A 12,756-nucleotide genomic window follows, 5' to 3' on the forward strand; every position below is an offset into this window, starting at 1 on the left:
GTTTTAGTTTAAGGAGTCCAGGAATAAATCCAGATCCTCTTGATTGATTCCGTTGGCACTAAAGTCGCTTGCTGTTAGTACCTGCTCTTTTTTCTCCATACAATACTGAATAATGCCGTATAAACATGCTTGAAATGTCTCGACGAGGCTACTCATCGCCTGATTAGTATACTGCTTCGGATCATATCGAAATTCCAATAGTAAATTCTCTTGATTAACTGCCCCATTAATTTCCAAATCCGCTGTCATCGGTGTAAGTGGACTTATGGACTCTCCTATAGAAATAGAGGACTGACCCAATCCCTGTAATAAAACTCCCGTATCAAATACACCTAAATAATTAAAGCTGATTTCCGGAGATGGACTTGCCGAAGGAGTACGTTGGCCAGCACATATATACTTCATAATTCCATAGCCCATGCCTTTATTAGGGATGCTCCTCAGTGTATTTTTGACCGTTTTAATGACTTCGCCTATTTCCAAATTGTCTAGTGTGAAGATGACTGGATAGATAGATGTAAACCATCCTACTGTTCTATTAATGTTAATTTCCCTGTGAATATATTCTCTTCCATGGCCTTCCAATGCTACAGGTATTGTTGAATTTCCTGTGCATTGAGTCACGGCTAACACAAGAGCACTCAGCAAAATATCGTTAACTTCTGTGTTGAATGTACGGTGAACCTGTGTCAATAGATGCTGTGTTGTTTGGTTCGGAAACATGATTGAAATTACCTTGCTATCCTGCATTGTGCATCTACTGGCACTTTCCCGGTTCTGAGGGAGTTTTTGCCGCATAAGCTCATCTTGATTTTCCCAGAAACCGAGCTCATTCTGGAATTGTTGTGTGCTCGCATACTCCTGTAATGCATGGCTCCACTCCTTAAACGAATCCGTTTTTGAAGGAAGGGTGGCGTCAGAATTATTTTCGAGCTGTGTATATACCTGATTAAAATCCTCCAGGAAAATACGCCAGGAAACCCCATCAATCACCATATGATGAACGGCTATAAACAGGTATTCGTTTGCAGGTGTTTTAAAAAGTCCCGCTTGCATTAAGATTCCCTCAGAAAGATTCATACTTTTTTGCAATCTAATCGTTTCCTTCTTAAGGCTATCTTCCCAGTCCATCTCAGTTTGCCAATGGAAGACATGAAATTCAAAACTCATATGATCCAATCCCTGATTCATTTGAATAACTTGATCTCGTTCCTTAATAAATTTCATACGCAGCGCATCATGGTGCTCAATCAGCTTCATCAAGGACTTTTCGACTCGTTCTTCATCCCATATCGTGTCCGCCGGAAGAAGGATAGACTGATTCCAGTGCTGCTCTTCAGGAAATTCCTGTTCATAAAACCAACTTTGTATCGGTGTTAGTGGCACCTGTCCTATAATAGCTTGTTGTTCCGACTCCTTACGGATAGGAACCACGTATGGGGCTAATTCTAAAATGCTCGGATACTCATAGAGCCTTTTTAAATCCAATTTATAGCGGTGTTTGCTTAACTGAGCCGCAATTTGAATACCCTTGATTGAATCTCCGCCCAATTTAATAAAATGATCCAGCACACCTATACGATCAACTTTAAGAATCTCTTGCCAAATGGATACCAAAAGAGCTTCTATTTCATTAGAGGGCGCAGCGTAAGCTGAAGTCTCGGAAACGTCAAGGTAAGGATCCGGCAAAGCCTTTCTGTCTATCTTCAGATTAGGAGTCAAAGGCAGTGAAGATAGTGTAACAATATAGTTAGGGATCATATATTGAGGCAGCCGGGCATTTAAATATGTCCTTAACTCTTCACGGATATTGTCATCTTTCAGTACAACATAAGCAGCTAATTTAGTGTGCTGCTCCTCCTGACGATCCATAACAATAGCTTCCAGGACACCTGGATGCTTCAAAAGCGTCTCTGTAATCTCTTCCATTTCGATACGATGACCATTAATTTTAACCTGATGATCTATTCGACCCATAAATTCAATAGTACCATCCGGCAACCACCGCCCTAAATCTCCCGATCTATAGATTCGACCTTCTCCAAACGGATTATTAACAAATTTCTCCTTGGTAAGGTCCGGCTTATTCCAATATCCCCTTGCGATTCCTGCTCCTCCAATGTAAATCTCTCCAGACACCCCGATCGGTTGTAACTGCATATTAGAATTCACAATATATATTTTTTTATTGGGTATAGGCTTTCCTATTGTAATTTTGTCTGTATGTTTGGTGATGACCCCCAGAGTGGATCCGATCGTCGCTTCCGTTGGCCCGTATCCATTAATGAAATCTCTGCCTTCTCCCCATATCTCTACAAGCTCCTTACTACAAGCTTCACCTACCGTTGTTATCGTTTTCAAATGAGGTAAGCTCTTGTATTCTACTGCTCTCAGCATGCTGGGCGGGAGAATAGCTGCTGTAATTTTCTTTTCCCGAAGCATATGCAAAAGATCCGAAATAATGTCCTCCTTTTTCTCCACATATAATGTGGCACCGGAGAGGAGGGTTTGGAATATTTCTGCGACTGATCCATCAAAACTAAAAGGGGCAAATTGTAAAACTCTTGAATCTTCATGAATGCCCAATGTAGGGGCTGCCAATAAAAAGTTACTTAATCCCTGATGCTCGATCATGACTCCTTTCGGATTTCCAGTCGATCCGGATGTATAGATCATATAAGCCAGGTCATAAGCTGTATTTATATTCAGCAGGTTATCCCGGGTCGTTTCTGTTTCGTAATCTGATAGCTCCACTTTCAGGACTTCCCCCGAATAGTCAGTAGGTAACTGGACGTCCAAATGAGTTAATAGCCATTGGGCTCTACTATCTTTCAACATATATTGTATCCGCTCGGCAGGATAGGTAGGATCAATCGGCATATAAGCCCCACCTGCCTTAAGTACGGCCAATACTGCAACGACCATCTCAATAGACCTATCCATCATAATACCTACAAATTGTTCGCGTTTTACTCCAAGTTCAAAACGCAATGTCCGAGCCAGTGAGTTCGCCCAGTGATTAAGCTCCAGATAAGTGACGTGCTGTTCACCACAAACGATCGCAGTATGATTATGCCTGGATGCTACTATTTCCTCGAATAATTGATGAACGACCTTATGCTCAGGGTAGGGCTGAAAGGTATTATTAAAATCATCCAGTACAAGCTGCTTTTGGCTAGCCGGCATGATCTCCACATCAAACAGTTGAATATCAGGTGAGCGGGTAATTTGTTGCAATATAAAAATAAACTGCTCCGCCATTCTGGCAATGCTTTCACTTTGGAACAAAGCCGTGCTGTACTCAATGGAAAAGCTTAAATGTTCTTTTCCATAGAACTCCCAGGACAGATCAAATCTCGATTGGCTACCGGTCACATTTAGCGGTTCAACGACTGCACCATTTATAATTAATTCGTGTTGATCCATATTCTGCATAATGAGCATGGTATCGAATAGTGGATTCCGACTGGCGTCCCGTTTCTGCTTTAAGTTCTGAACTACTTTTTCGAATGGATAATCCGCATGTTCAAATGCCTGTAGTGTTCTCTCTTTTATAGTTAGCAGTAACTCTAAAAGGGTCTGGTGCCCATTAGATACATTTCGAAGGGCCACCGTGTTTACAAACATGCCTACAGCATTATTCAGTTCAACATGATTACGGTTTGCGACAGCTGTTCCAATAATAATGTCATCCTGTCCGCTCCATTTTGACAAGAGTACTTGATAAGCTGCCAATAAAACCATAAATGTAGTCGTGCCGCTCTGGTCTGTTATTTTTTTAAGATCAGTTATCAAGTCAGGTTCCATTTCAAAATAACTTCGACTTCCCTTAAAATCTTGCTTCGGAGGCCGTGAATAATCGGTCGGCAAATTTAATACCGGGAGTTCATCTGAGAATTTTTGTTGCCAAAATTCAGATTTAGCATCATACTCCGTTGTTTGAAGCATTAGATCTTCCCATACAGAATAATCTTTGAATTGATAGAGATTAGGTAGTAGTGTCCCCCCCTGGTACAATTCAGATAGTTCTTTATAGAACAGATTTATTGACATACCATCCATAACAATATGATGCGTATCCATAATGAATATATATTGCTCGGGCCCGCTTTCTAGCAAAGATGCTCGAAATAATGGAGCCTTCTCCAAATTAAAGGGTTGGATATAAGATTGAATACACTCAGAAATTTCCTCCGAATGATTAATACCGTATTTTTCCAGTCGAATTCTAGCTTCAGAATTCACTTTTTGAACAAGCTGCCCATCCACATAATGAAAAGTGGTACGAAGACTTTCATGTCTTTGGATCAAGGAATTAATAACTTGCTCCAACCGTTGATGATCTACCTTTCCCTGAATATAGTGAACGGAAGTGATGTTATATCCGCAGCCCTGTTCATCCAATTGTTGAATGGTATAAATTGCCCTTTGAGCCGCTGATACCGGATAATATTCTCTTTCTTCACAAGGTTCCAAAATAATCTGTACCTGCGAATGATCTTGATGAGCAGCTTGGATATATGAAGCCAGATGTTTAATCGTAGGATGTTCAAAAAATTCCCGTATAGATACTGAAATCCCCCACTCTTTCTTTACTTGTGAGATAAGCATCATCGCATTAAGAGACTGTCCACCCAGATCAAAAAAGTTATCATGAATCCCGATGCTGACATTTTGAAAAACCCCACTCCACATTTTTACCAGCTTTGCTTCCGTTTCACTTGATGGAGCCTCGTAGTTTGTCCGAGCCGAGGCCATTGGTAAAGGAAATGACTTTTTATCAATTTTCCCATTGGGAGTTAACGGAAATTCTTTCATAGCAATATATTGGGATGGAACCATATAAGCAGGAAGCTCAAATGAAAGATACTCTTTGAGACTCGTGATTTCCTCTCTGTTTTGAGATATATAATATGCACACAAATCTGTATAGTGGCCTTCATTATCTGTTAGCGGCAATACAATTACCTGATTAATTTGAGGATGCTGAGCTATAGACTTCTCAATCTCTTCCAGTTCAATACGGTGCCCTCTAATTTTGACCTGATTGTCCAGTCGTCCCAAAAATTCGAGTTGTCCGTCTCTAGTCCAACGGACCAAATCACCAGATTTGTACACGCGTTCTCCAGCGAGAAAAGGATGTTTCACAAATACAGCCTCTGTGAGTTCTAGCCTATTCAAATAACCCCTGACTAGCCCCTCACCGCCTATATACAATTCTCCCGGAACCCCGATCGGCTGAAACTGATTATCTTTGTTCAGGACATATGCACTTGTATTGTAAATAGGCCGTCCAATCGGAACAAAATCCAGCTTCATAATATCCGAGGTTACAGGATAATACGTTGCAAACACAGTTGTTTCCGTAGGCCCGTAAACATGAATAATTCGATCTGCTCCAAGTACCTCAAAAGCTCGTTGTACATGTCTTACCGAGGACAGTTCTCCACCAAATAAAATTTTGCGCAGAGACTTTAGGCAGTGGATATCAATATCCACTAACAAATTGAATAATGCGGTTGTCATAAAGGTTACAGTGATCTGCTCCCTTTGAATGAGAGCTGAGAGTTGAGTAGGGTCTAAGAGAGTTTCTTTGGGAACGAGTACCAGCTGTGCTCCATTCAAGAGCGCACCAAAAATATCAAATGTCGAACCATCAAATACATAATTGGACAGTTGTAATAGCTTGTCTTCCGCAGTTAATTCTATGTAGCCGCAATTTACAACTGTTTTAATAATATTGGTGTGCGTCGTCAGTATCCCTTTAGGCTTGCCTGTTGAACCAGAAGTGTAGATAATGTATGCCTCATGATGCGGATCTTGTGGTGGGAGTTCGCTCGAGTAGACGGTGTCGTCGTTTTGAAGGATCTTATTAACAATGCTTACGGTTACATTATAATTTACTGCTATACTTTCGTACGGTTCCTCTACCAACATTAACGCAGCCTGACTGTCTGAAAGCATATAAGCTATACGCTCCTCAGGATAGGCTGGATCAATAGGTACATAAGTAGCACCTGATTTCAACGCTCCTAAAATGCTTATAATCATGTAAGGAGTTCTGTCGTTCATCAGTGCTATGCGATCCCCTGGTCCAATACCTTGACTGCATAAATAGTGCGCTACTGCATCTGATTTGGAATCAAGTTCCTGATAGCTCAGGGTTCCTGTTTCAAAGATAAGCGCTGTGTGGCAAGGATTTCTTTGTGCCTGTTCTCTGAACAGATCAATGATGCTTTGATTTCGCGGAAAATCTACATGACTTCCGTTGATCCCCAATACATAATTTTCCTCTTCCGGACTAATTATGCTCACATCACTCACGAGCGTCTCAGGACTGGATAATGCAATGAGCAAAATTCGCTTATACTGCAAAGCCATACTTTGTACAAATTCTTCTGTATAGACGTTTGGATTAAACACAAACCTTATCTTTAGATTCTGTCTTAAGGAGGTGTATGCACCTAAATCCTTTTTATGCATCACATGAAAATTATCTTTATACTCTTGAATGGATTCACTCTGCTCCAAGATAAAAAAATGGGGTGCACCTGTCTGTTGGAACACAGTATTCGGTGAGAAAAATAGATGTGTCAGTTTCCGTTCATTCGCATCCATACGTTCCAATAACTGCGAGATCGTTTCGTTTTCTCTACTACGCATTCGAAAAGGAAATATACTTCGGGTTCCTACCTCCCCTTCTTGATGTACGCTTCTTTCAAAAACGATATCCTCTGAATTCGTATACTTTTGTAGAACAATCCCCCAAATCGTATATAAAAGAGTGGCCAACGTGTTCGCCGTATCTGCACCCGGCTTAACCAGTTCCTTCGTCTCCTCCGGAAGAAGCTCAACCATGAATTCCTTTGTATTTTTATTCTCAATCATAATTTCCATTTTCTGATTCAGAATTTCTACATAATGATCAAATCCATCCATATATTGCTTATAAACATCAGTAGCCTCATTCGCTCTTAGCGAACGTTGAGTCAAATTATCCACAAAATCCCCCTCTTTTACGAGTAATGAGAATCGAAAAATTTGTCGAAAAATGTCTATAAATCTATAAATTCAATATTCTGTATAATTATATTAACAACTTACTCTTGATGATGTATTTTGTCAACCCAAGTTTTAATAATTTGTATATGTAATATCTTTTGTTTTTAAGGTATAATTTGCTATGTTATTCCAGTAACAAAGTAAATTGAGTAATTATATCCACTCTGTTACATTATATTATGTCAATTTATGCGTATCCCAACACAAACCTCAAGAATATGCAATTAGGGTAAGATGGATTTAATACTATGGAGTAAGGGAGGAGAACCCAACGACTATCGTGTCTATTTAAAAATATAAACTTTTTAATTCTCCACTCACATGAGCATCTAGGGCAACTAAAAAATATCATACACACTGCTGCCAATAAATAAGCTTAAGGGGATATTACATGGGAACTTATGCGGAAATGTCCAAACAACCACAAGAAAATAAATCTTCATTGTTTAAAAATGTCTCATTTCTTCTCGTCCTGCTTTCAATCACATTCAACAGTTCTGGAATTTCAATTTACCTTTTAGCAGAATCCTGGTATGTCGTAAACCACCTCGCAGCGGGTAACAGTCTGGGTGTTGTACTGATGGCTACAGCTATCCCACGCCTAGTACTAATGCCCTTTACAGGAATTCTGGCAGATCGCTACAAGAAAACATATATTATGTTCCTATCCGATATATTACGAGGACTACTGTTAATCGTTATGGTGTTTTGTTTTCTATCGAATATTTTAAGCTTCTCCGTAGTTGTCACCTTTGCTATATTATTCGGGATTTTAGAAGCCTTCTATTGGCCGGCTTCATCCTCGCTCATTCCTGCGATCGTTTCAGAGAATCATCTGGCTCAAGCTAACTCATTATCTCAAATCATTCAGCAATTTTTCAGTTTGGCGGGGCCCTTAATTGGAGGGATTATTCTTACTTATGGCTCTTATCATCATTTGTTTGGCAGTATTGCAACCATTTTAATTCTTGGAGCGTTTTCTTCACTCTTTGTCAGTAAATATATGCATAAAGCCCAGCACTCCTCTTCTGAATCTTTAAATCTTGTTAAGGAATGGAAGGAAGGAATCCATTTCATAAAAGAGGATGCATTCATTAAAGCCATTATTGTTGTCTTAATCGTCGCTGGTTTCTTTCTGACAGGACCATTATCTATGGCTATTCCATTACTTGTAGATTCTGTTTTGCATGGAAGCGCATTAACACTGAGTTACCTAGAAACGTCTGTAACTGTGGGTATGATTGCAGGTGGAGTCCTTATCGCAGTGTCAAAGATTCGAAAACGAAGAGCTCTGATCTCACTTCTGAGTCTTGCACTATGCGGACTTGCTATTATATTTTTAGGCATCAGCGTGCACTTTTTGCAAACCCTGTTATTATTAGGCACAATCGGGTTCGTTATTTCTTTTAGTAATACTTTTCTTGTCACTCTGCTTCAGGAAAGAACCCCTCAGGATAAAATCGGGAGGATTTTAAGTCTTGTTACTACAGCAACGACAGGACTCGTTCCTTTATCCCAAGCCATAATCTCTATTTTTCTTAATAGAGGTCTGCAGATCTCTCAAATACTAGTTTCCTTCGGAGTCATCGTATTTGTATTTTATTTCATGATGATGCTCCTGTTTCGGCCGATTCGAAATGCATAATCTTCTGGAAAGGAATTCTTCCCTTGTTGAAAAACGAAAAGATACTTTTAGTGGATGATGAAATAGGCATTCTGACTTTGTTGGAAGTGACCTTAAAAAAGGAGCGCTACACCCATATAAGTCGCTGTACAAATGCAAAACAAACGTTGGAAATGATCCGAAATAAAAATTACGATCTCATCGTACTGGATGTTATGCTGCCTGATATGAGTGGCTTTGAACTATGCAGTTTGGTAAGAAGCCACACCAACGCTCCGATTATATTTATTTCAGCAAGCTCAAGTGATTTTGATAAATTAAAAGGATTAAGTGTGGGCGGAGATGACTATATTACTAAGCCGTTCAATCCACTAGAGGTCGTAGCTCGAATTGAGGCGCTGTTCAGGAGGCAAAAAATATACCAAACGCCATCGTACGCTATACAGGAGAATCAGGAAGTTCGAGTAGGGCGGCTTACGCTTAAGCCATCCGATGCCATGCTTATATTTGACGAACAAAAAATCGAATGTACGGCTAAGGAGTTGGATCTCCTCCGTTTCTTTCTAAGAAACCCAAATCGGATATATACCAGTTCACAAATCTATGAACTGGTATGGGGAGGGGAACCTCGTTACGGTGAAGAAAAAACGGTGGCTATGCATATTTCTAAAATAAGAAAAAAACTTGAAATCAACCCGAAATCGCCCGAAATTATCATTAATCTAAAGGGGATTGGCTACAAGTTTATCCCCCCACAATGAAGGGATCGACTATGAAAGTTAAACTTCGTTATGGTATTCACTTTATTTTGGGTCTTCTGGCGTGGCTATTGAGCATGGCGGTCATGACTATCATAACCACAGAAACAATTTTACCCACTCTAGGAATTACACCTGATAACGCAAACTATGATTTATTGGTATTACTAACCTTCGTAGTTAATATCATGATGTGCAGCATAGTTTTCAGTTGGTATTTCGGGGGCCCGTTATGGTTTATCATGTCCTGGATTGATAATTTAACAAAAGGAAAATACGAAGCTCCGATTACTAGAAAAAATAAAGTGTACAACCAGCATTACAAGCTTAGGCAGCCTTATCGTCTGTATAAAGAAGTCATTCATAATATACACATTCTATCCGATAGTCTCCAGCAAGCAGAAGTGGAACGAAAAAATATGGAGGAATCTAAGCGGGACTGGATTGCTGGAATCTCACATGACCTCAAAACCCCGCTTACCTACATTACCGGTTACACTACTTTGCTGCTGAATGATGAATATACTTGGAGTGCGGAAGAGCAAAAATCCTTTTTACTCGAAGTTCATCATAAAAGTCTGCACCTAGAGAGGTTAATTCAGGACCTTAATCTCTCTTTACAAATTGAAAATGTAGAATTCCAGATCCCCATTCAGCTCAAACGTGGAAACCTGGTCGCATTTATCGAAAATCTTATTACTGATATATGCAGTAATCCCAATGCTGCCGAGTATATGATAAGCTTTCATACTGAAGAAAAAATCATTGATTCTTGCTACGATGAACGTCTATTGTACAGGGCTTTGCAAAATCTACTTATGAATGCAGTCATTCATAATCCGGCAGGTACTGAAATCCAGCTAACATTAGCCCGAAAAAATGAATCCAAGATAGAACTAAAAATCGTTGATAATGGGGTAGGCATGGAGTCAGAAACAATTAAAAATATTTTCACAAAATATTATCGCGGCTCTACCACCCATGCACCCGAATTTGGTACCGGACTCGGCATGGCCATTGCCAAACAGCTCATTCTTGCCCACAATGGCTCGATTACCATGGATAGCGAGCTCTCAAAAGGTACTACAGCATATATTATTTTACCCTATATCAATGAAACAAGCGCTGATTCCTAATCAGCGCTTGTCAGTATGTGTGGTCTTTTTCAGGCTATTATTTAATTACAATGGTTCCGGAAGAAGTTTCAAGAGAAAGTACGGGACTTCCATCTGTTACCTTACCAATTTGGGCATGTAATTCTTTATCGGATCCAGATGGACCAGAAGATGACTTCAAGGAAGACTCAATTTTACCAGAGTTTGTAACGGCATTAATACTTAGTGACGATGGGGCAGGATCAAGTTTTACCTCAATTCCCCCGCTATTACTCCGAACACTGCTATCCTGCCCGATCTCTCCTTGATGAGAAATATTAATGTTGCCTGTATCTGCACTTGCCTCCATTCCACCGCTAATCCCTACCAAATTAATATCCCCTGCCGACATATGAGTTACAATTTTTTCTCCTTCGAATCCATTAATATCAATAGAACCGGAATCTCCTGATACATTCAATTCTTTTGTTTTGCTATCTTTCCCTGTAATTTTTCCGGACTTTGTTGTTAAATTTACCTTCTCATAAAGCTGGTTAGGTAAAGCTACGTACACAGTAGTCGTTTTAGGATTAAATACACTTGAAGATTCTGGGGCATTCACCTTAAGTGAACCTCCCTCTTCCGCAGTTGTTACTCCCTTATCCGTGGATCGAACCTCAATTTGTTCATTACTTGATCGGCTCAGCTCGATATTCTGGCTGTCTGTTTGAACATAAATTTCCTTTATATTGTCACTATTGAACGTCTTCACTTCACTCTTGGCATCAGAGTCCGAATTACAACCTGCGACAATCACTACCAGCATACTGACACACAACAGGGTTATCCCTTTATTTCTCCAATTTTTCATGATATTCTCCTTTGGTTGGCTGATTCATTTTGGTATTCTTCCGAAAACCAGCCAATAAATTCCCTTCCTGAACATGTTGTATCATAATACCTACCACTAAAAGCACAAACGTCAGCATTATATATAAGGTTGAGTATCCAGTTGGAAGTCCCAGAAAGTTTAAATACGGAAGATCGTTTACGGGGCCCAGATACCACAACAGCATATATAATACCTCGAAAAGCTTTCTTGATCGGGTCATTGTCCCGAGCGTTAAAGCCAAAGTCGGAACGAAAAAAATACCCACTACCCATGAATAGATATACGTAAGTTCTCCTTCCAGGAAAAAGTGGATGAGAACCCCCGAGGAAATGAGTAGTGTCACTAAAATACCCGCGATCCAGACAGAGAAAAACTTATACAGACGTGGGCAACTGGATAACAATAGCTCATTTGTGGAATAATAAAACTCTCTGTTTCCCATCTGAGACCATATTGCAAGGGGCCATAGCATAAGGATAGGCAGCCAGCTTTTGATCTGATCTAATGGTACCAACAAACTCGTCATCATCGAACCCAAGACTAGCAGATACCACCAGATAGACATTCCCTTTATCATAATCCGAAATTCTGCTCTAACTAAACGGGACAAGCGTACTCTCTTATCTCTTTTCACAGGCGATAACTGATAAGATTTGCGTTCCTCGCGTTCTACCACTTTATTCTTCACATCATAAGCAGGAAGCTTGACGGAAAAAGCTGTTTTGGCTGCTGCAAATCGATTAAAAAGCTGAGAAGAAAGTAAAATGATAGCCATTGCCGCGAGTACCCAAATCAAACGCGAAGTTAACAAATGACCATTCCAATCTACCCCACTCCACTCAAAAGTAGGAGTTCTCCCTTCAATAGGATAGTAGCCGATACTCCCTCCTATTTCATTTGCGGAAATAAAGTCGAAATGAGCCGCCGCCTCTTTCGTCATTCCCGTTTGGATTGCATTTATTCCAAAAACATCCCACAGACTACTGGAGTTTGAAATAGACATCACACTAAAAAAAATCCAAATGACAAAAAACAATACATTCCCCACTGCACCCTTTAACCCAGGAAGAACGTCAAATAGAACTGTAAAAGCTGACAAAAGTAACAAAGAGGGGATACTTACAAATAGCAAAGGGAGCAAGTAAGCTGCAAGGTTAATATGCAAATCCTCTCCCCGAAGCAACTGCATTCCCATGAAGGCTACTACTAGTACCAGCTCAATGATCATAAGCACACAAAAACTTGAGAACGCTCTGCTCGATATATACCGAAGATTTCGAATGGGTGTGGATGCGATAATTTGGCCCATTTTCAGGCGCTGATCCT

Annotated in this window: 6 protein-coding genes; 3 read left to right on the forward strand and 3 right to left on the reverse strand. The window is 40.1% G+C overall.

All coding sequences use genetic code 11. The annotated features are described in order from the left end of the window. Window positions 1-3: 3 nt before the first annotated feature. Complete coding sequence (locus tag HPL003_RS05880; protein ID WP_014278710.1) at window positions 4-7,002, reverse strand: non-ribosomal peptide synthetase; 6,999 nt, start codon at window positions 7,000-7,002, stop codon at window positions 4-6. Window positions 7,003-7,453: 451 nt separating this feature from the next. On the opposite strand from HPL003_RS05880, the gene HPL003_RS05885 reads away from it, so the two are divergent. The 3 genes from HPL003_RS05885 to HPL003_RS05895 are packed head-to-tail and all read left to right on the forward strand — an operon-like array spanning window position 7,454 to window position 10,580. Beyond that, window positions 7,454-8,707: an MFS transporter gene (locus HPL003_RS05885; protein ID WP_014278711.1), complete on the forward strand. Its 1,254-nt coding sequence runs from the start codon at window positions 7,454-7,456 to the stop codon at window positions 8,705-8,707. 26 nt (window positions 8,708-8,733) lie between these two features. Further along, window positions 8,734-9,447, forward strand: a complete 714-nt coding sequence (locus tag HPL003_RS05890; protein ID WP_014278712.1) for a response regulator transcription factor — start codon at window positions 8,734-8,736, stop codon at window positions 9,445-9,447. An 11-nt stretch (window positions 9,448-9,458) separates the two neighbouring features. After that, window positions 9,459-10,580 (forward strand): sensor histidine kinase, encoded by a 1,122-nt coding sequence (locus tag HPL003_RS05895; RefSeq protein WP_014278713.1) that lies wholly within the window; start codon window positions 9,459-9,461, stop codon window positions 10,578-10,580. Window positions 10,581-10,617: 37 nt separating this feature from the next. Here HPL003_RS05895 and HPL003_RS05900 read toward each other — a convergent pair whose 3' ends face one another. Continuing rightward, window positions 10,618-11,409, reverse strand: a complete 792-nt coding sequence (locus HPL003_RS05900; RefSeq protein ID WP_014278714.1) for a DUF4097 family beta strand repeat-containing protein — start codon at window positions 11,407-11,409, stop codon at window positions 10,618-10,620. Continuing rightward, window positions 11,390-12,625: a hypothetical protein gene (locus HPL003_RS05905; RefSeq protein ID WP_158308729.1), complete on the reverse strand. Its 1,236-nt coding sequence runs from the start codon at window positions 12,623-12,625 to the stop codon at window positions 11,390-11,392. Before HPL003_RS05905 ends, HPL003_RS05900 begins: the two co-directional genes overlap by 20 nt. Window positions 12,626-12,756: the final 131 nt, after the last annotated feature.

This window comes from Paenibacillus terrae HPL-003 (genome assembly GCF_000235585.1).
Lineage (GTDB): Bacteria > Bacillota > Bacilli > Paenibacillales > Paenibacillaceae > Paenibacillus > Paenibacillus terrae_B.

Excerpts from the sequence above, each read along its gene's own strand:
- HPL003_RS05900 (WP_014278714.1), bottom strand. The coding sequence starts at position 11,409 with ATGAAAAATTGGAGAAATAAAGGGATAACCCTGTTGTGTGTCAGTATG.
- HPL003_RS05885 (WP_014278711.1), top strand. The coding sequence starts at position 7,454 with ATGGGAACTTATGCGGAAATGTCCAAACAACCACAAGAAAATAAATCT.
- HPL003_RS05905 (WP_158308729.1), bottom strand. The coding sequence starts at position 12,625 with ATGGGAATGCAGTTGCTTCGGGGAGAGGATTTGCATATTAACCTTGCA.
- HPL003_RS05895 (WP_014278713.1), top strand. The coding sequence starts at position 9,459 with ATGAAAGTTAAACTTCGTTATGGTATTCACTTTATTTTGGGTCTTCTG.